Source organism: Propylenella binzhouense (assembly GCF_009866965.1).
In the GTDB taxonomy this organism is placed as follows: Bacteria; Pseudomonadota; Alphaproteobacteria; order Rhizobiales; family Afifellaceae; genus Propylenella; species Propylenella binzhouense.
In genome coordinates this window covers 25,838-45,111 of record NZ_SPKJ01000026.1, presented here as the reverse complement: position 1 = coordinate 45,111, position 19,274 = coordinate 25,838, and the positions used below count along the sequence as shown (strand labels likewise).

Genomic DNA, 19,274 nt, shown 5'->3' with positions numbered 1-19,274 from the left:
CAAGCCCGCGGGCGCCCCGGCCGCGCCCGCCACCGCGGCACCGGCCGCGCGCGAGCCGGCGACGACCGAGGCGAAGCCGCTCATGCCGCTCGCCCGGCCGAAGCGCATCGAGATTCCGAAGCCGGCCAAGAAGGCCGTCGGCGAGGACCGCCGCCGCGGCAGGCTCACCGTGACCAACGCGCTCGAGGACGAGCGCGAGCGTTCGCTCGCCTCCGTCCGCCGCAAGCGCGAGAAGGAGCGGCGCCAGACGCACGGCTTCAACCCGAACCAGGAGAAGATCGTCCGCGACGTTGTTATCCCGGAGGCGATCTCCGTCCAGGAGCTCGCCAACCGCATGGCCGAGCGCGCCGTCGACGTCATCCGCCTGCTGATGAAGCAGGGCACGATGGTGAAGATCACGGACATCCTCGACGCCGACACGGCGCAGATCGTGGCCGAGGACATGGGCCATCGGGTCCGGCGCGTTGCGGCCTCCGACGTCGAGGAGGGCCTCTTCGGCGCCGAGGACGTCGAGGAGAACCTCGAGCCGCGCCCGCCGGTCGTCACCATCATGGGCCATGTCGACCACGGCAAGACGTCGCTGCTCGACGCCATCCGGCATGCCAACGTGGTCTCCGGCGAGGCCGGCGGCATCACGCAGCATATCGGCGCCTACCAGGTCGAGCAGGACGGTCAGAAGATCACCTTCATCGACACCCCGGGCCACGCCGCCTTCACGGCGATGCGGGCCCGCGGCGCGCAGGCGACCGACATCGTGGTGCTCGTGGTGGCGGCGGATGACGGCGTCATGCCGCAGACGGTCGAGGCCATCAATCACGCCCGCGCCGCCGGCGTCCCGATCATCGTCGCCATCAACAAGATGGACAAGCCGGACGCCAATCCCAACCGGGTGCGCACCGAGCTCCTCCAGCACGAGGTGGTGGTGGAATCGATGGGCGGCGACACCCAGGAGGTCGAGGTCTCCGCCCTGAAGCACACCAACCTCGACGGGCTGCTCGAGGCGATCCTGCTGCAGGCCGAGGTGCTGAACCTCCGCGCCAACCCGAAGCGGCCGGCCGAGGGCGTGGTGATCGAGGCCAAGCTCGACCGCGGACGCGGCGCCGTGGCGACGGTGCTCGTGCAGCGCGGCACGCTCAATGTCGGCGACATCATCGTGGCCGGCGCGGAATGGGGCAAGGTGCGCGCGCTTCTCGACGACCGGGGCGAGCAGGTGAAGTCGGCCGGCCCGTCCATGCCGGTGGAGGTCCTCGGCTTCCAGGCGACGCCGGAGGCCGGCGACCGGCTCGGCGTGGTCGACAGCGAGGCGAGGGCCCGCGAGATCACCGAATACCGCCAGCGCCTGAAGCGCGAGCGGACCGCGGCCCGGATCGCCGGCGCCCGCGGCTCGCTCGAGCAGATGATGAACCAGCTGCAGACGGCCGGGAAGAAGTACTTCCCGCTCCTCATCAAGGGCGACGTGCAGGGCTCCGTCGAAGCGATCCTCGGCGCTCTGGACAAGCTCGGCACCGAGGAGGTCGGAGCCCAGGTCGTCCATTCGGGCGTCGGCGGGATCACCGAATCCGACGTCAGCCTGGCGGCGGCCTCGGAGGCGGCGATCATCGGCTTCAACGTCCGCGCCAATGCGCAGGCGCGCGCCGCGGCCGAACGGGACGGCATCGAGATCCGCTACTACAACATCATCTACGACCTCGTGGATGACATCAAAGCGGCGATGTCCGGCCTGCTCTCGCCGGAGCGGCGCGAGACCTTCCTCGGCAATGCCGAGATCCTCGAGGTGTTCAACATCACGAAGGTCGGCAAGGTCGCGGGCTGCCGCGTCACCGAGGGCAAGGTGGAGCGCGGGGCAGGCGTCCGCCTCATCCGCGACAACGTCGTCATCCACGAGGGCAAGCTCGCAACGCTCAAGCGCTTCAAGGACGATGTCCGCGAGGTGCAGGTCGGGCAGGAATGCGGCATGTCCTTCGAGAAGTACGACGACATGCGGCCGGGCGACGTCATCGAGTGCTTCCGGGTCGAGGAGATCGCGCGGACGCTCTAGCCCGCGCGGTCCCGCCTCGGGCGGGATCGCCGGAGAGCAGACGGGCTCGCGGCCGGTGTTTCCGGACGCGCCATGCTCGGGAGACTTTCCGGATGACCGGCTTGCAGTTTTGTGCGCTCAATGTCCCGCTTCCGGTCCCCCTCGCCGCCGGCGCCGGTCTCCGTTTGCCGCCCCGGCGGCGCGGCGGGCGGGAGCAGCGGCCTCGGCGCCTGCGCGGCTGAGAGCGGCTGAGATCTGGGCAACCGCGCCTGCCGCAGACCGCGAAGGGCGCGATTGCCGGCGGAAATCCGCCTCCACCTCCAACGCCAATTGTCCGACGAGAATGCCCCGTTTCGAAACACACAGATCCGGCCAGCCGTCGCAGCGGCAGCTGCGGGTCGGAGAGCTCGTCCGGCACGCGCTCGCCGAGGCGCTGACGCGCGGCTCGATCGGCGATCCCGCGCTCGACGGCGCGATCGTCTCGATCTCCGAAGTGCGCATGTCGCCCGACCTCAGGCACGCGACCGCGCTCGTCGCGCCGCTCGGCATGCATGATACCGAGAAGGTGTTGGCGGCGCTCAACCGCAACGCCCGGCTTCTGCGCGGCCGCATCTCGCCGGCGATCCGCCAGATGCGGGTCATTCCGGACCTCGCGTTCCGCCTCGACACCCGGTTCGAGGACGACATGCGCATCGACAGGATCTTGAATTCGCCCGAGGTGGCGCGCGATCTCGGTCGCAGGGACGAAGGGGACGGGAACTGATGGGACGTCGTGAGCGAGGCCGGAAGGTCGACGGCTGGATCGTGCTCGACAAGCCCGTCGGCATGACCTCCACGGAAGCGGTCGCCCGCGTGAAGCGCATCTTCGACGCCCAGAAGGCCGGCCATGCGGGAACGCTCGACCCGCTCGCCTCCGGCTGCCTGCCGATCGCGCTCGGGGAGGCCACGAAGACGGTGTCCTTCGTCATGGACGGGCGCAAGGTCTACCGCTTCACCGTCCGCTGGGGCGCCGAGACGGAAACGGACGACACCGAGGGCGCCGTCTGCGCGACCTCGGACGTGCGGCCCGACCCGGCCGCGATCGGCGCCGTGCTGCCGGAATTCACCGGGCGGATCATGCAGGTGCCGCCGCGCTATTCCGCGGTGAAGATCGCCGGCGAGCGCGCCTACGATCTCGCCCGCGACGGCGAGACCGTCAGCCTCGACGCCCGCGAGATCGTGGTGCACCGGCTCGACCTCGTCGAATGCCCGAACGCCGACACGGCGGTGTTCCTCGCCGAATGCGGCAAGGGCACCTATGTCCGCGCGCTTGCCCGCGACATGGGCCGCCGGCTCGGGACCCGCGGTCACGTGGTGGGCCTCAGGCGGCTCGTCGTCGGGCCGTTCGACGAGTCCCACATGATTTCGCTGGAAATGCTGGAGGAGTTGCGCCATAACCCCGCCGGTCCTGGCGGCCTTTCCGCCGCCCGGGCGTTGCGATCGGTCGAAACGGCGCTGGACGGCATCCCGGCCCTCAAGATGACCGATCTGGACGCGGCGCGCCTGAGACGAGGCCAGGCCGTGATCCTGCGAGGACGGGATGCGCCCGTCATGTCAGGTCCCGCTTATGCGATTGCCGGCGGTATTCCCGTCGCGCTCGGCGAGGTCGAGAAGGGCGCGTTCAATCCGAAGCGTGTGTTCAATCTGGCCGGCCAGCCGTGAGCGCCGGCATTCGAAGACGAGGATGACCGAGCATGTCGATCACTGCAGATCGCAAGCAGGAACTGATCAAGGAATACGCCACCCAGGCGGGCGACACCGGCTCGCCCGAGGTGCAGGTCGCGCTGCTTTCCGAGCGCATCACCAATCTTACCGAGCATTTCAAGACCCACGCCAAGGACAACCATTCGCGTCGTGGTCTCCTGAAGCTCGTCTCGCAGCGCCGCCGTCTGCTCGACTATCTGAAGTCGCGCGACGAGGCGCGCTACCAGGCGCTCATCGGCCGGCTCGGACTGCGCCGATAGAGGCTTCCCGCGGCGGAGCGGCAGGGCCGTTCCGCCGTTTTTCCATGAAGGCGAGGATCCGCCATGGCAGGATTGCCGGTCGCTCCGGATTGAGTTCCGTCGGAGCGCCCGGCTGTCTTGCGCATGGCCGATCCTGCTTTCCACATGAAAGGATAGGCCATGTTTGACCACCAGCGCGTGGAAATCGAATGGGGCGGGCGGCCGCTCGTCCTCGAAACCGGCAAGATCGCCCGCCAGGCCGACGGCGCGGTGCTTGCCACCTACGGCGAAACCACCGTGCTCGCCACCGTCGTCTCGATGCGCGAGCCGAAGCCCGGCCAGGACTTCTTCCCGCTCACCGTGAACTACCAGGAGCGGTACTACGCCGCCGGCCGCATTCCGGGCGGCTTCTTCAAGCGCGAGGGCCGTCCGACCGAGAAGGAGACGCTGACCTCGCGCCTCATCGACCGGCCGATCCGCCCCCTCTTCGCCGAAGGCTACAAGAACGACACGCAGGTCGTGGTGACCGTGCTCTCGCACGACCTCGAGAACGACCCGGACATGGTGGCGATGGTGGCGGCCTCGGCCGCGCTGACCCTTTCGGGCGTCCCCTTCATGGGCCCGATCGGCGGCGCGCGCGTCGGCTACATCAATGGTAGCTTCGTCCTCAACCCGACCACGGACGAGGTGAAGGAATCGAAACTCGACCTCGTCGTCGCAGGCACGGCCGATGCCGTCCTCATGGTCGAGTCCGAGGCGGACGAGCTTCCCGAGGATGTCATGCTCGGCGCCGTCATGTTCGGCCACGCCGGCTTCCAGCCGGTCATCGACGCGATCATCCGGCTCGCGGAGCGCGCGGCCAAGGAGCCGCGCGAGCACGGGGCCGACGACCAGGCGGAGCTCTACGGCCGCATCCGCGAGCTCGCCGCGGACGAGCTCGGGCGCGCTTATTCGATCACCGCCAAGGCCGAGCGCCGCGATGCGATCGACGCCGCCAAGACGAAGGTCAAGGAGGCGCTCTGCGGCCCCGAGGTCGCCGATGCGCCCTCCGCCCAGCTCGTCTCCGATCTCTTCAAGAAGCTCGAGAGCGAGATCGTCCGCGGCCGCATCCTCGACGAGGGCCGCCGCATCGACGGCCGCGACCTGACGACGGTCCGCCCGATCCTCTGCGAGGTGGGCGTGCTGCCGCGCACGCACGGTTCCGCGCTCTTCACGCGCGGCGAGACGCAGGCGCTGGTGGTCGCGACCCTCGGCACCGGCGAGGACGAGCAGATGATCGACAGCCTGGAGGGCACCTTCAAGGAGCGCTTCATGCTGCACTACAACTTCCCGCCCTATTCGGTCGGCGAGACGGGCCGCATGGGCTCGCCTGGCCGGCGCGAGATCGGCCATGGCAAGCTCGCCTGGCGCGCCGTGCATCCGATGCTCCCGGCCGCCCACGAGTTCCCCTACACGCTCCGCGTCGTCTCCGAGATCACGGAATCGAACGGCTCGTCCTCGATGGCGACGGTGTGCGGCTCCTCGCTCGCTTTGATGGATGCGGGCGTGCCGCTCAAGGCGCCGGTCGCGGGCATCGCGATGGGCCTCATCAAGGAGGGCGACCGCTTCGCCGTGCTCTCCGACATCCTCGGGGACGAGGACCATCTCGGCGACATGGACTTCAAGGTCGCCGGCAGCGCGAACGGCGTCACCTCGCTGCAGATGGACATCAAGATCCAGGGCATCAACGAAGAGATCATGCGCACCGCGCTCGACCAGGCGAAGGCCGGCCGCATGCACATTCTCGGCGAGATGGCCAAGGCGCTCGGAGAGGCCCGTCCGGATCTCGGCGAGCACGCGCCGAGGATCGAGGTCATCAAGATCCCGGTCGACAAGATCCGCGAAGTGATCGGCTCCGGCGGCAAGGTGATCCGCGAGATCGTCGAGAAGACCGGCGCCAAGGTCGACATTTCCGACGACGGCACGGTGAAGATCTCCTCCGCCGACGGCGAGAAGATCCGCGCCGCGCTGAAGTGGATCCAGGGCATCGCGGCGGAGCCCGAGGTCGGCCAGATCTACCAGGGCACGGTCGTGAAGGTCGTCGATTTCGGCGCCTTCGTGAACTTCTTCGGATCCCGCGACGGCCTCGTGCACATTTCGCAGCTGACGAGCGAGCGCCGGCCCGAGAAGGTCACCGAGGTCGTGAAGGAAGGCGACAAGGTCTACGTGAAGCTGATGGGCTTCGACGAGCGCGGCAAGGTGCGGCTCTCGATGAAGACCGTCGACCAGCAGACCGGCAAGGAGCTCGCCGGCGCCGGCGAGGCGGCCTGACGCGCAGCAAGGCCGGGGCGGCCCCCGCCCCTTCAGCCCCTACCAAGAGGAGCCTCCGGCCGACGCCGGAGGCTTCTTCCGTTTCGGCGCGCCCCCCGCGCGGGATCCGCAACCAAAGGCCGAGCGCGAGCCGGCGGCAGGTGTGGACGCTCCGGCCGCGCTCGGCATAATGAAGGGCGGAAACGGGCCCGCGGAGGCCCGCCGCAAACATGTGAGGAGGCCGCTCCGATGTCCGAGGCGAAACTGTTCGGCGTGAGCGAGGAATGGAAGTCCCGCGCCTTCATCGACGAGGCGCGCTACCGCGACTGGTACCGCAGGAGCATCGACGACCCGAACGGCTTCTGGGCGGAGCACGGCAGGCGCATCGACTGGATGAAGCCCTTCACCAAGGTGAAGGACACCTCCTTCGATCCGCACAACGTCTCGATCAAATGGTTCGAGGACGGCACCCTCAACATCTCGGCGAACTGCATCGACCGGCACCTCAAGGATCGCGCCGGACAGGTGGCGATCCTGTGGGAGGGCGACGACCCGTCGGAATCGAAGGCGATCACCTATTCCGAGCTCCACGGCCATGTCTGCCGGCTCGCCAACGTGCTGAAGGCGCACGGCGTGAAGAAGGGCGATCGCGTCACGATCTACATGCCGATGATTCCCGAGGCGGCCTATGCCATGCTCGCCTGCGCGCGGATCGGGGCGATCCATTCGGTCGTCTTCGGCGGCTTCTCGCCGGATTCGCTCGCCAACCGGATCGAGGACTGCCGCTCCGAATTCGTCATCACCGCCGACGAGGGGCTGCGCGGCGGCCGGCCGATCCCGCTCAAGGCGAACACGGACAAGGCGATCGAACGGGCGGAGCAGGCCGGCGCGACGGTGCGCACCGTCCTCGTCGTCCGGCGCACCGGCGGCAAGGTCGCGATGCGGGACGGCCGCGACTTCTGGTACGAGGACGAGATCGCGAAGGTTCCGGCCGAATGCCCGGCGGAGGAAATGGCCGCGGAGGACCCGCTCTTCATCCTCTACACGTCAGGCTCGACCGGCAGGCCCAAGGGCGTCCTCCACACGTCGGGCGGCTATCTCGTCTGGACCTCGATGACGCACCAATACGTCTTCGACTATCACGACGGCGACATCTACTGGTGCACGGCGGACGTGGGCTGGGTCACCGGGCACAGCTACATCGTCTACGGCCCGCTCGCGAACGGCGCCACCACGCTCATCTTCGAAGGCGTGCCGAACTATCCCACCGCGTCGCGCTTCTGGGAGGTGATCGACAAGCACGGCGTCAACATCTTCTACACCGCGCCGACGGCGATCCGCGCGCTGATGGGCGCCGGCGACGGCAACGTGCAGCGCACCTCGCGCAAGAGCCTTCGGCTCCTCGGCTCGGTCGGCGAGCCGATCAACCCGGAGGCGTGGGAATGGTACCACCGGGTGGTCGGGGACGGCCGATGCCCGGTCGTCGACACCTGGTGGCAGACCGAGACGGGCGGCATCATGATCACGCCGCTGCCGGGTGCGATCGCCCAGAAGCCGGGATCCGCCACCCTGCCCTTCTTCGGCGTGCAGCCGGAGATCGTCGACGCGGAGGGCACGGCGCTCGAGGGTCCGGCGACCGGCAATCTCGTCATCGCCGATTCCTGGCCGGGCCAGATGCGCACCGTCTTCGGCGACCACGAGCGCTTCGTGCAGACCTACTTCTCGACCTATCTCGGCAAGTACTTCACCGGCGACGGCTGCCGGCGCGACGAGGACGGCTATTACTGGATCACCGGCCGCGTCGACGACGTCATAAACGTCTCCGGCCACCGCATGGGCACGGCCGAGGTCGAATCGGCGCTCGTCGCCCATCCGAAGGTCTCGGAGGCGGCGGTGGTCGGCTATCCGCACGACCTCAAGGGCCAGGGCATCTATTGCTACGTGACGCTGATGGCGGGCGAGGAGCCGACGGACGACCTGCGCAAGGAGCTCCGGAACTGGGTCCGCTCCGAGATCGGGCCGATCGCCTCGCCCGACCTCATCCAGTTCGCGCCCGGCCTGCCGAAGACCCGGTCGGGCAAGATCATGCGCCGGATCCTCCGCAAGATCGCCGAGGACGACTTCTCCAATCTCGGCGACACCTCCACGCTGGCCGACCCGACCGTCGTGGACAACCTTGTGGAGAACCGCCAGAACAAACGGTGAGCCGACCCGCCGCCACAGCCTCGGCCTCCCCGCAAGGGGGAGGTTGGAAGCCGTACCGCGGCGGCGCCTCGCAACGCCCGCGGAGACTGACCGGCGCTCGGCCTTCCGGATCTTCCAACACCAAAGCGCGATCCGCGCCGCCAAACCGGACCCAGACGCCCCCTCGAACCAGAGCCGACTGCCGCTGCGTCAACCTCCCCCTTGCGGGGAGGTCGAGATTTCCAAGCGGAACGCGACGGAAATCTCGGGAGGGGGGCCGGACCGCATGGACCGGACGGCGCTCGATTTTTCGCGATGTGCGCGGGGTGTGCGCCACCATTCTTGCCGCGGCGCGCGAACGGATGCCCGGTCCTGCCGGTCGGGCCGAGCCGGTTGCAGCGGTCAGGCCCCCTCCCGAAAGCGGCTGACGCCGCTTTCGACCTGCCCGCAAGGGGGAGGTTGCAGGCCGTGCCGCGGCGGCGCCTGCCGTGGCACAACGTGACGGGCTTCAGCCCGGCGCCTTGCGCTTCGGCCGAAGCACGTGGACATGGGCCGCGTCGTAGAGGGCGGAATCGCGGAAATCCGCGTCGGAAAGGGCGCGCCCGACGAAGATCAGCGCGGTGCGGGTGATCTTCGCCGCGCGCACCTTCTCGCGGATGTCAGCGAGCGTGCCGCGGATGTAGGCCTCGTCCGGCCAGCCGACGCGATAGGCGACGATCACCGGGCAATCCGCGCCGTAGGCGGGCGAGAGCTGCCGCTCGACCTCGAGCAGGTTCCGCACCGAGAGATGGATCACCAGCAGCGCGCGGGACTGCGCGAGCGTCGGAAGGTCCTCGCCGGCGGGCATCGCCGAGGATTTCATCGCGGTCCGCGTGAGGATCACCGTCTGGCTCACCTCCGGGATCGTCAGCTCCCGGCCGAGCGCGGCGGCGGCGGCGGCAAAGGCCGGCACGCCGGGCGTGATGTCGTAGGCGATCCCCGCGGCCCGGAGCCGGCGGATCTGCTCGGCGACCGCGCCGTAGAGCGAGGGATCGCCCGAATGGACGCGCGCGACCTCCTTGCCCTCCCCGATCGCCCGCCCGATCTCGGCCATGATCTCGTCGAGCGTCATGGGCGCGGTGTCGAGCACGCGCGCACCCGCCGGGGCCGCCGCCACCACCTCCGCCGGCACGAGCGAGCCCGCATAGAGGCAGACCGGGCAGCGCTCGATCAGCCGCAGCCCGCGCACGGTTATGAGGTCCGGCGCGCCGGGCCCGGCGCCGATGAAGTGTACCATCGCGCTCATTCGGCGCCTCTCTTCTTCGCATAGCCGCGCGGCGTATAGATCCAGCTCCGGCCCGCGGCCTCGATCCGGCGCGATGACGACGCGCCGACGAGGACGAGGGTCAGCATGTCGATCCGCTCGGGATCGAGATCGGCGAGGGTGACGGCCTCGACCCGCTCGCCGTCCCGCCCGAGATTGCGGGCGATCACGACGGGCGTTCCGGGCGGCCGGCGTTCCAGGAGGATCGCTTTGGCGGCGGCGAGCTGGGTCCGCCGGCGGCGCGAGACCGGATTGTAGAAGGCGACCACGAAATCCGCCTCCGCGGCCGCGCGGATGCGCGCCTCGATCGCCGCCCAGTCGGTCAGGAGGTCGGAGAGCGAGATCGCGCAGAAATCGTGGCCGAGCGGCGCGCCGATCCGTGCCGCCGCCGCCTGCATGGCGGAGATGCCGGGCGAAACCATCACCTCCGCGCGCCGCGCGCCGTCCGGCAGGCCGCCGCGCTCCAGGCATTCGAAGACGAGGGTCGCGAGCGCATAGATGCCCGCATCGCCGGAGGAGACCAGGGCGACGGACCTCCCCGCGCCGGCGAGGAGCAGCGCCTGGCGGACGCGCGCCTCCTCGGCGCCGAGATCGGAGGTGAACCGCTCGGCCGCCTGGTTCACGCCTGCGATCAGGTCGAGATAGAGCCCGTAGCCGACCAGCGCATCGGCCTCCTCGAGGAGCCGCCGCGCCTCGGGGGTGAGCCAGTCCGCAGAGCCGGGACCGATCCCGACCACCGCCAGACGGCCGCGCGCCCGGCCGACGGCACGAGGATCGACCGGCGCGGGCGCGAGCGCGACGGCGCAGGTCGCCCGTGCGCTCTTCCGCTTCGGGACGACGAGCTCGCCTGCCGGTCCCGCCGCCGCGAGCGCCGCCGCCTCGGCCACGCCGTGGCAGCCGATCTCGGCGAAGACGACCCCGGAGGGATTGGCGAGGCGCGGCGTCTCGGCCTCGAGCCGGGCGGCCGCGAAGAAGCGCGCCGGCACGCCAAGCGTATCCGCCGCGGCGAGGATCCCCGGCTCGTCGGCCTTGAGATCGACGGAGGCGACGCAGGCGACCGCACCGGCGGCAAGGCCGGCGGAAGCGAGCGCATCAAAGACCAGGCCGGCGATCTCGGCCGGAGCGGCGCCGCGCTCCGAGCCGAGGCCGACGACGAGCCGCTTCGGGTGGTAGACGAGCGTCGCGGCGTCGCCCGCCTGCGCCGCGACCGTTGCGACCAGACGGACGGCTCCGTCGTCCGCGACGGGAATGCCGCTCTCCGCGAGCCAGGGCGCGTCGCCTTCGAGCCTGGCCGAAGCCCCGGCGAGAAGCGACGCCATGACCGGCTTGGCATCGTGCGGGTTGGCGATCACCCAGCCCGGCGGCGGCGCATCGAGCGCGACGCCGAAGCGCGCATCGCCCGCCGTGGTGATCGCGGCATGGCCGCCGAGGCCGGCGGCGAGCCGGCGCGCGAGATCGTTCGCGCCGCAATGGCCGCCAAGGAGCGGCACGATCGAAGCCCCGTCCTCGGAGATTGCGAGGACCGGCGGTTCGGCACGCTTGTCCGCGAGGAGCGGCGCGAGCACGCGGACGAGGATCCCGGCGGCGCAGAGCCCCACGATCGGCCGGCCCGCCGCGAAGAGCGACCGCAGGTGGGCGGCGAAATCCCGGAACGGGACGTCGCCCGCAAGCGGCTCCCGGGCGTGGAGTTCGCCGCCGAGAAGCGCCGAGACGCGCCGGCCGGTGGCGAGGCCGGCTTCGGTGAGAGCGAGGACCGCCGGCCTCACGCGCCGCCTCCCCCGACCAGAATCGTCGCGAAATAGCCGCTCCGGCCCTCTTCGAGCGCGGCCGCGAGCGGCAGGACGGCCTCCTCCGGCCGGCTCGCCTGCGCGACGTAGAGCGCGTCGCCGGCGAGCCCCATCCGGACGAGGAGCGCCGCGATGCGGGGCAGATGCCGTCCGACCTTCATGATCGCGGCTGCCCCACCCTCCGCGAGCCGGGCCTCCAGCGCGGCATCCGGCAGCGTGGCGGGAAGGACAGCGAGCATCTCCTCGCGCCTGGCGAGCGCCCGTGCGGCCGCCGCCGCACAGGCCGAAAGCGACGTCACGCCGGGCACGATCGTGGCGGGAAAGGCGGAGAGCCGGTCGTGCAGGTAGGCGAAGGAGCCGTAGAAGAGCGGGTCGCCTTCGCAGAGGACGGCGACATCGCGGTCGGCCTCAAGATGCGCCGCGATCGCATCCGCCGCCGCGTCGTAGACGCTTTCGGGCGGCTCGCCCGCGCGCATCGGAACCCGGATCGCGATCTCCGTCCGCCCGGCCGGGATGTGCGCGGCGGCGATGGAGCGCGCAAGGCTCGGGCCGTCATTCGCGGCGGGATAGGCCACGACCGGAACGGCGGCGAGAACGCGCACCGCCTTCAGCGTCATCAGTTCCGGATCGCCGGGCCCGACCCCGATGCCATAGAGCCGTCCCGTCATGGCTTCTGCCAGGCCCATTGCGTCACCGGCATGGCCGGACGCCAGCCCGTGAACGGGCCGACGGCTTCCGCACGCGCCACGGAGAGACGGACGAGATCGCCGCCATGTCCGGCGCGGGCGGCGAGGAGCTCCGCCTCGCTCTCGAGCGTCACGGCATGGGCGACGAGGCGCCCGCCGCTCGGCAGCGCCCGGCAGACGGCGGCGATCGTCTCCCGCGCGATGCCGCCGCCGAGGAACACGGCGTCGGGCTCGTCGAGGCCGGCCAGCGCCTCGGGCGCCGCGCCGTCGACGATCCTGAGGCCCGGAACGCCGAGATGCGCCGCATTCAGCGCCGCGAGCGCACGGCGGTCGGCACGCGGCTCGAGTGCGATCGCCTCGGCCCGGTCGGCGGCGCGCATCCATTCGATCGCGATCGAGCCGCAGCCGGCGCCGACATCCCAGAGCCGCGCGCCGGGATGGGGCGCGAGCTTGGCGAGCGCGAGCGCGCGCGCCTCGCGCTTGGTGATCTTGCCGTCGTGCCGGAAAGCGTCGTCGGGCAGGCCGGCGGAGCGCGGATGCCACGCCGCGCCGGGCCCTGCCACGCAGTCGACGGCGAGCGTATGGAAATCCGGCACCTCCTCCGACCAGCCGTCCGCCCGCCCCTCCATCCTCGCCTCGCGCGCGCCGCCCATATGGGCAAGGGCCGCCATGCGGCTCGCGCCGAAGCCGCGGGCGGTGAGCCACGCGGCGACGGCGGCCGGGCTCGTCCGGTCGTGCGCCAGGATCAGGAGGCGGGCGCCGGGATGGACATGGAGGGCGAGCGAGTCGATCGGTCGGCCGTGAAGGGTCAACATGGCTGTCCTGTCAAGGGGCCAGCCGAGCCGCGCCGCTGCCAGCGAGAAGGCGGAAATCCCGGGAATCACCGTCATCTCGGCCGCGGACACGTGCCGCGCGAGCGTCGTCCCGATGCCGAAATGCATCGGATCCCCGGTCGCCAGCACCGCGATTCGGTGGCCGCGGAGAGTCGCGATTCGTTCCACGAGAACGGAAAGGGGACTCGGCCAGGCGATCCGCTCGCGTCCGTCCGGGGGCACCATGGCGAGGTGCCGCTCGCCGCCGATCAGGATCTCGGCATCCTCCACGAGCCGGAGCGCGGCTTGCGAAAGGCCGGCGAGGCCGTCCTCGCCGATGCCGACGACGGAAAGCCAGGGCGTCACGGCGCGTTCCGGCCGAGCGCGAGCGCGTTGACGGCGGCGGCGGCCATGGCGCTGCCGCCGCGGCGGCCCGAGAGCGCCACATAGGGAATGCCGAGGCCGTTCGCGACGAGGGCTTCCTTCGATTCCGCCGCGCCGACGAAGCCGACGGGAAAGCCGAGCACGAGCGCGGGCTTCGGCGCGCCCGCCGCGACCATTTCGAGGAGGCGGAATAGCGCGGTCGGGGCATTTCCGATGGCGATTACGGCGCCGCCGATCCGCCCGGAAAGCCGCTCCATTCCGGCGGCCGAGCGCGTGCCCGAAAGAGCCTCGCCCGGGGGGCAGGCATCGAGCGCGACAAGCACCTCGTTCCCGGCCGGCAGCAGGCTCCGGGTCACGCCGGCGGCGACCATGCGCACGTCCGCGACGATCGCGGCGCCGGAGAGAAGCGCTTCCCGGCCGGCTTCCGCCGCTCCCGGAGAGAAGCGGAGATCGGAGACGACGTCCGGCATGCCCGAGGCGTGGACGACGCGCTCCGCGACGCTCGCCAGGACCGGCGTAAGACGGGAGAAATCGCACTCCGTCCGGATGATCTCGAAGGAGCGGCGGCCGATCGCCGCCGGATCGCAAAGATAGTCGTAAGGGGACACGATCCGCCTCAGCCCCGCTTCAGCGTGCGCGGTCCGAGCGGATGGTCGGCATGGGGATAGGGATGATGGTGGCCGTGACCGCCCGCCCCCGCATGAAGGTGATCGTGACCATCGTCATGGTGATGGTGATGGTCGTGATCGTGGTCGTGCCGGTGCCCCGGCGCGTGATCGTGCGCATGCCCGTGCCGGGGGGCGCCCTGCCCCGTGCCGATCCCCTCGACATGGTGGTGATGGCTCTCCTGCGGCAGCCCGACCTCCGCCTCGAAGCCGAGCACCTGGGTGCGGTACTTGCAGAGCCCGCAATTCATCCGGTTGTCGCCCGTCAGGATTTCGCGGACGCGCTCGACGAAGGTGTCGATGACGAGCGGATGGCCGGCGAGATAGGGCGCCTTCAGGAATTCGATCCCCGGATGGCGCGCGGCCGCCTCGTCCGCCGCGGCGTAGATCCGGTCGACCAGGATCCCCGTGAAGAGGAAATACGGAAAGACCACGATCCTGCGGAAGCCGAGCCGGGCGGCCTTCTCCAGCGCCGGCGCGACGAGCGGGAAGGTGACGCCGGAATAGGCCGTTTCCGCCCAGCCGAAGCCGAAGCCTTCCCAGAGCATGCGCGTGACCTTCGCCACGTTCGAGTTGGCGTCCGGATCGGACGCGCCGCGGCCGACCACGACGAGCAGGGTCTCGTGGGCCGGCAGATCGGGCGCGGCGGCGAGCGTCTCCCGGATGCGGTCGGCGGCCGCCTGCAGCATCTTCGGGTCGATGCCGAGCTCGCGTCCGTACTCGACGGAGAGGCCGGGCCGTCCCGCCGCATAGGTGTTGAGCACGGAGGGAATGTCGTTCTTGGCGTGGCCGGCCGCGAAGAGCATCCCGGGAACGGCGAGGATGCGGGTCACACCCGCGGCGGCGAGCCGGTCGAGCCCGTCGCGGATGACCGGGCGCGCGAACTCGAGATAGCCGTAATCGACCGGCCAGTCCGGGAAGCGGTCCTCAAGGAGGGTCGCGAGGGCGGCGAACTCGGCGACGGCCTTGGCATCGCGGCTGCCGTGGCCGCAGACCATCACGCCGATCCGCTCGGCCGAGCCGGAGCGGACGTCGCTGCCGGGCTGCACCTCGTGTGCGATCGTCATGGCGAGCCTCCTGTCCGCACGCGAGGCTCGCCGGCGGCGGGACTGCCGCGGCTTTCCAAGACGGCCCCGGTTCGACCCCCGGTTTGGGTCGGTCTCAGCGGGATCGTTCCAGCCCCTCGAGGGACGACCATCCGGACGGGGGATACGCCGGGCACCCGCCAGGGTCAATCGCGACGGACGAGGCGTCCGCGTTCGCTCCGCTGTTGCGGGCCGCCCGTTTGCGCGGCTAATCGGTGCTGCGCCCGCTCCAGGGTGCGACATCCGGAGAGGGATCGCATGCGGCAGAGGTCCGTGACACCCGACGACCTGCGCGCGATGGGCTGGGAACAGATGCCGGACGAGGGCTTCCTCGCGCTGATCGGCCCGATGTGGCGGATCGCGGACGCGGACGGGATCCGGTTCGGGCTTCTGGCCGAGCCGCGCCATCACAACAAGCGCGGCGTGGTGCAGGGCGGGATGCTGATGACGCTCGCCGACCGCGCGATGGGAATGGCCTCCCGCGCCGTGACCGGCAACCAGTCGCAGGTCACGGTCCAGCTCGACGTGCATTTCGTTTCGGCCGCGGAGATCGGCGAATTCGTCGAGGCACGCGGAGAGGTCGTCCGCAAGACCAACTCGCTCGTCTTCGTACGCGGCACGCTTGTCGCGGGATCCCGCATCATCGCGACCGGCAACGGCATCTGGAAAGCGATGCGGGAGCCCGCCGCCGCGTCCAGGCAATCGCCCGCCTGAGCCTCCGCCTTCGGACGGCTGGTCCTATTCGGCCGGCTCGTCGCTCCCGGCGCGGCCCGCCAGCGCCGCCACCCGCCGTCCGAGCACGATCTGCGTCGCGATGGCGATCACCGCCATCGTCGGAATGACGGTGCCGAGCGCGGCCACGGGATTGCCCACCAGCGCCACGACGGCCGAACCGAGCAGGCCGATACCCATCTGGAAGAAGCCGGTGAGCGCCGAAGCCGCGCCCGCTATCCGTCCGAACGGCGCCAGCGAATCGGTCATCAGCACCGGCATCGTGAAGGAAATTCCGAAGGCGTAGAGCCCGACCGGCCCCATCACCACGAGGAAGGACGGCTCCACGACGCGCGTGAGCACCGCCATCAGGAGGCCCCCGAGCCCGACCAGCGTGAGCCCGACCGGAACGAGCTTCCGTGCGCCGACCTTCGCGAGAAGACGCCTCACGATGAGCGCTCCGATGGTGAACGAGAACGACTGGAAGAGCATGCCCACGCCGAAGACGGCCGGCGTCAGGCCGACCACGTCGATGAGGATGAAGGGCAGGATGGTGGCGAGCGTATAGAGCGCCCCGTTGGTGCAGCCGAGAATGATGCTCGGCCTCAGGAAGCGCACGTCCCTGATGAGCGTGCCGTAGCTTCCGAAGAGCGGGCCGAAGCGGATCGCCGCGGAATCATGCGGCGCCAGCGTCTCCGGGACGACCGTCAGGAAGATCAGCAGGATGGCGAAGCCGTAGACCACCATCAGGAGGAAGATCGCGTGCCAGCCGAACAGCTCGAGCGTGATGCCGCCGATCGTCGGCGAGAGCGAGGGCGCCACCGAGAGGACGATCCCGATCAGGTTCATGACCCGCGCCGAATCCTGCCCCGTGAAGAGGTCGCGCACGATCGCCCGCGAGATCGCGATGCCGGCGGCCGCGCCGACACCCTGCAGCAGCCTCGCCACCATCAGCAGTTCGATGCCGGGCGCGAGTGCGGCCATCGCGCTCGCGGCGAGATAGAGCGCGGAGAAGCCGATCACCACGGGCCGCCGGCCGAAGCCGTCGGAAAGCGGACCGCAGACGAGCTGGGCCGCGGTGAAGCCGGCGAAATAGACGGTGAGCGTCAGCTTGACGGCGGAGATCGTCGTTCCGAACGCTTCCACGAGGGTCGGCATGGCCGGCGTGTAGAGGGCCATCGACACCGGTCCGAGGCCGACCAGGAGCGCGCCGACGAGCGCGACCATACGTTCGCTCATCACGGGGTTCTGAACGCTCATGCCGGCGCCAGCGCCTCCGTGGCGAGATTGGCCCGCATCCGGACGAGGGCGCGGCGGACGGCCTCGCCCTCGGCCCGCGAGAAGCCGCTGAGGGCCCGCTCGCGGAGCCCGGCCACAACGGCGTCGAGATGCGCAACGAGCGGGGCGGCGGCGGGGAGGCTGCGTACGAGCTTTGCGCGGCGGTCGGCCGGGTCGGTCTCGCGCGCGACAAGGCCGCGCCGCTCGAGCCGGTCGACAAAGCCCGACACCGTCATCGGCTCGATCCCGAGGCGCTCCGCCAACACGTTCTGGCGTATCGGCTCGTTGCGCGCGATCCGAAGCAATGTGCGCCCTTCGCCGGGCGTCAGGTCGAGCCCCTCTGCCGCGAAGGCCTCGTCCATCCGCTGCCGGAACAGCCGCGCAAGGTCGACCACCAGGTTCGACACGCTGTCGCTCACCTGATCGTGATCCATTGGTCACCTGATAGTATGTTCCCCTTATTAATGCCTATGCGAAGGACGTATCAAGCGGCCGAGCCATGCGTCCGGTGCAGCCCTTCCCTGCTCTCGGACCGGGACGGACCGGACATCGGCGTACATCCCTGCGACCGCGCGCCGTCCCTGTCCGGGCTCTCGGAACGCGGCGTCCCGGATTTCGTTTGCAGGCTACAAAGCAGGCGCGATCGAACGGCGAGGATGAGATGGACGTGAAGGCTGAGATGCGGCGGCCGGTACCTATGGCGCTGGCCGCGCTGGCGGTGATCGGATGGCTCCTCGTCATCTATCTCTTCGTCGCAAACGCATCTTCCGAGGGAGAGCTGCGGGACCGGCTGAGCGCGGCCGAGACCGCGCGCGACCAGAGCGCCGCCCAGCTCCGGAGCCAGACGCAGGCTTCCGGCGACCTCCAGCAGATCCAGACGCGGATCGCTTCGGCACAGGACCAGATCGGCCGGCTGACGCAGCAGCGGGACGCCCTCCAGGCGGAGCTCGGCACCCTGCAGCCCCGGCTCCAGAGCGCCCAGCAGGAGCTGGAACAGCGCACCGCCCAGGTCCAAGACCTCCAGAAGCAGGCGGAGACGGCGGGCCAGCAGCTCACCGCGGCCCAGAACGAGACGAAGGCGATCCAGGACAGCCTCGCGGCCCGCACCGCCGAGCTCGCCGCGGTGGGCGAGCGGCTCGAGGCCGCGCGCAGGCAGGAGGCGGAGACGCGCGAGAGCGTCTCCAAGCTGTCCGACGAGGCCTCGGGCCTCTCCCGGCAGGTCGCGGAGGCGGAGCAGCGCGCGCAGCAGGCGCGGGAGGCGGAGGCGGCCGCCCAAGCCAATGCCGACCAGACGCGCGAGGCGCTCGCCTCCCTCACCCGGCAGCGGGCCGAGATCGAGAAGAGCATCAACGACATGACGGCGCGCCGGCAGCAGATGCAGTCGGAGGTGGCGAAGGCGGAGGATCAGTACCGGTCGCTCCAGCAGCGGGAGAACGAGACGCGGCAATCGGTCGGTCGGCTCTCCGAGCAGGCGGCGGCGCTTTCGAAGCAGGTCACCGAGGCGGAACGGAAGCTGGAGGAGGCCAGGAAGGCCGAGGCCGCAGCGCGCAGCGAGGCGGAGACGCTCCGCCGAAACGTCGACCAGCTCGCGCAGCGCCAGACCGAGCTGAAGCAGGCGGTGGGCGAGCTCGCGCAGCAGCGGGAGCAGCTGACCGCCGACGTCGCGGAGGCGACCAAGCAGCGGGACACCGTCCAGGCGCAGCTCACCGGCATCGCCGGCACGCTCGCTCAGCGCAGCGACGAGCTCGCCGAACTGGAGCGCCGGATCCAGGCCGCCCAGGGGCGCGGCCCGGCGGCGGCCGACCAGCCGATCCAGCCGGGCCCCTACAGCGCCGGCCCGGCGCGCGTCCTGTTCCAGACGGGCGGCACGTTCCGCATGACGGACAGCAGCGGCAATCGCACCGTGGAAGGAAGATATGCCTTCGACGGCGGCCACCTGAACCTGTTCGACGCCTCAGGCGCCACCGGTTCGGCGACATTCCCGATGACCTGCGACATCCAGAAGACCGAGGACGGATTCAGGCTGGCGCCGGTCGGGGGCACCTGCCAGGAGTTTCGGGACGTCACCTTCCGGCCGGGCTGGTAACAGCC

General features: G+C 70.5%; 16 protein-coding genes. 8 read left to right on the top strand and 8 right to left on the bottom strand.

What is annotated here, in order from left to right:
- From infB to acs, 6 genes are all read left to right on the top strand, one after another.
- Positions 1 to 2,038: translation initiation factor IF-2 (infB, locus tag E4O86_RS09870; RefSeq protein WP_161140367.1), on the top strand; the 2,038-nt coding region annotated here is incomplete at its 5' end.
- A gap of 322 nt (positions 2,039 to 2,360) precedes the next feature.
- Positions 2,361 to 2,780 (top strand): 30S ribosome-binding factor RbfA, encoded by a 420-nt coding sequence (gene rbfA, locus E4O86_RS09865; RefSeq protein WP_161140366.1) that lies wholly within the window; start codon positions 2,361 to 2,363, stop codon positions 2,778 to 2,780.
- On the top strand, positions 2,780 to 3,718 hold the full coding sequence (gene truB, locus E4O86_RS09860) for a tRNA pseudouridine(55) synthase TruB (protein ID WP_161140365.1): 939 nt from the start codon (positions 2,780 to 2,782) through the stop codon (positions 3,716 to 3,718). The genes rbfA and truB overlap by 1 nt, the downstream gene beginning before the upstream one ends.
- Positions 3,719 to 3,750: 32 nt before the next feature.
- A complete protein-coding gene (gene rpsO, locus E4O86_RS09855; protein ID WP_161140364.1) occupies positions 3,751 to 4,020 on the top strand; it encodes a 30S ribosomal protein S15 in 270 nt (89 codons plus the stop codon).
- A gap of 159 nt (positions 4,021 to 4,179) precedes the next feature.
- Positions 4,180 to 6,309, top strand: a complete 2,130-nt coding sequence (gene pnp / locus E4O86_RS09850; RefSeq protein ID WP_161140363.1) for a polyribonucleotide nucleotidyltransferase — start codon at positions 4,180 to 4,182, stop codon at positions 6,307 to 6,309.
- A gap of 228 nt (positions 6,310 to 6,537) precedes the next feature.
- Positions 6,538 to 8,493 carry an acetate--CoA ligase gene (gene acs / locus E4O86_RS09845; RefSeq protein ID WP_161140362.1) on the top strand — a complete coding sequence of 652 codons (1,956 nt, stop codon included), beginning with the start codon at positions 6,538 to 6,540 and terminating at the stop codon, positions 8,491 to 8,493.
- Positions 8,494 to 8,980: 487 nt separating this feature from the next.
- Here the strand turns inward: acs and cobM are convergent, their stop codons facing one another.
- From cobM to E4O86_RS09815, 6 genes are read right to left on the bottom strand one after another with little or no spacing between them, the layout of a single operon-like run.
- Positions 8,981 to 9,748, bottom strand: a complete 768-nt coding sequence (gene cobM, locus E4O86_RS09840; protein WP_161140370.1) for a precorrin-4 C(11)-methyltransferase — start codon at positions 9,746 to 9,748, stop codon at positions 8,981 to 8,983.
- 5 nt (positions 9,749 to 9,753) lie between these two features.
- A complete protein-coding gene (cobJ, locus tag E4O86_RS09835; protein ID WP_161140361.1) occupies positions 9,754 to 11,541 on the bottom strand; it encodes a precorrin-3B C(17)-methyltransferase in 1,788 nt (595 codons plus the stop codon).
- Positions 11,538 to 12,230: a precorrin-2 C(20)-methyltransferase gene (cobI, locus tag E4O86_RS09830; protein ID WP_161140369.1), complete on the bottom strand. Its 693-nt coding sequence runs from the start codon at positions 12,228 to 12,230 to the stop codon at positions 11,538 to 11,540. The genes cobJ and cobI overlap by 4 nt, the downstream gene beginning before the upstream one ends.
- Positions 12,227 to 13,426, bottom strand: a complete 1,200-nt coding sequence (gene cbiE / locus E4O86_RS09825; protein WP_161140360.1) for a precorrin-6y C5,15-methyltransferase (decarboxylating) subunit CbiE — start codon at positions 13,424 to 13,426, stop codon at positions 12,227 to 12,229. The genes cobI and cbiE overlap by 4 nt, the downstream gene beginning before the upstream one ends.
- Positions 13,423 to 14,052, bottom strand: coding sequence for a precorrin-8X methylmutase (locus tag E4O86_RS09820; RefSeq protein ID WP_343039137.1), 630 nt, complete (start codon positions 14,050 to 14,052; stop codon positions 13,423 to 13,425). Before E4O86_RS09820 ends, cbiE begins: the two co-directional genes overlap by 4 nt.
- 8 nt (positions 14,053 to 14,060) lie before the next feature.
- Entirely contained in the window at positions 14,061 to 15,176 is a 1,116-nt protein-coding gene (locus tag E4O86_RS09815) for a sirohydrochlorin chelatase (protein ID WP_205520809.1), read from the bottom strand.
- A 276-nt stretch (positions 15,177 to 15,452) separates the two neighbouring features.
- Between E4O86_RS09815 and E4O86_RS09810 the strand changes: the two genes are divergently transcribed.
- Positions 15,453 to 15,908 (top strand): PaaI family thioesterase, encoded by a 456-nt coding sequence (locus tag E4O86_RS09810; RefSeq protein ID WP_161140358.1) that lies wholly within the window; start codon positions 15,453 to 15,455, stop codon positions 15,906 to 15,908.
- A 24-nt stretch (positions 15,909 to 15,932) separates the two neighbouring features.
- Here the strand turns inward: E4O86_RS09810 and E4O86_RS09805 are convergent, their stop codons facing one another.
- A complete protein-coding gene (locus tag E4O86_RS09805) occupies positions 15,933 to 17,144 on the bottom strand; it encodes a multidrug effflux MFS transporter (RefSeq protein ID WP_246206322.1) in 1,212 nt (403 codons plus the stop codon).
- Between the two features lie 17 nt (positions 17,145 to 17,161).
- Complete coding sequence (locus tag E4O86_RS09800; RefSeq protein ID WP_161140356.1) at positions 17,162 to 17,617, bottom strand: MarR family winged helix-turn-helix transcriptional regulator; 456 nt, start codon at positions 17,615 to 17,617, stop codon at positions 17,162 to 17,164.
- 227 nt (positions 17,618 to 17,844) lie between these two features.
- Between E4O86_RS09800 and E4O86_RS09795 the strand changes: the two genes are divergently transcribed.
- Positions 17,845 to 19,269, top strand: coding sequence for a coiled-coil domain-containing protein (locus tag E4O86_RS09795; protein WP_161140355.1), 1,425 nt, complete (start codon positions 17,845 to 17,847; stop codon positions 19,267 to 19,269).
- The last annotated feature ends 5 nt before the right edge of the window (positions 19,270 to 19,274 follow it).

Coding starts and splice junctions, on each gene's coding strand:
- rbfA (WP_161140366.1), top strand. CDS start 2,361: ATGCCCCGTTTCGAAACACACAGATCCGGCCAGCCGTCGCAGCGGCAG.
- truB (WP_161140365.1), top strand. CDS start 2,780: ATGGGACGTCGTGAGCGAGGCCGGAAGGTCGACGGCTGGATCGTGCTC.
- rpsO (WP_161140364.1), top strand. CDS start 3,751: ATGTCGATCACTGCAGATCGCAAGCAGGAACTGATCAAGGAATACGCC.
- pnp (WP_161140363.1), top strand. CDS start 4,180: ATGTTTGACCACCAGCGCGTGGAAATCGAATGGGGCGGGCGGCCGCTC.
- acs (WP_161140362.1), top strand. CDS start 6,538: ATGTCCGAGGCGAAACTGTTCGGCGTGAGCGAGGAATGGAAGTCCCGC.
- cobM (WP_161140370.1), bottom strand. CDS start 9,748: ATGGTACACTTCATCGGCGCCGGGCCCGGCGCGCCGGACCTCATAACC.
- cobI (WP_161140369.1), bottom strand. CDS start 12,230: ATGACGGGACGGCTCTATGGCATCGGGGTCGGGCCCGGCGATCCGGAA.
- E4O86_RS09815 (WP_205520809.1), bottom strand. CDS start 15,176: ATGACGATCGCACACGAGGTGCAGCCCGGCAGCGACGTCCGCTCCGGC.
- E4O86_RS09810 (WP_161140358.1), top strand. CDS start 15,453: ATGCGGCAGAGGTCCGTGACACCCGACGACCTGCGCGCGATGGGCTGG.
- E4O86_RS09805 (WP_246206322.1), bottom strand. CDS start 17,144: ATGAGCGAACGTATGGTCGCGCTCGTCGGCGCGCTCCTGGTCGGCCTC.
- E4O86_RS09800 (WP_161140356.1), bottom strand. CDS start 17,617: ATGGATCACGATCAGGTGAGCGACAGCGTGTCGAACCTGGTGGTCGAC.
- E4O86_RS09795 (WP_161140355.1), top strand. CDS start 17,845: ATGGACGTGAAGGCTGAGATGCGGCGGCCGGTACCTATGGCGCTGGCC.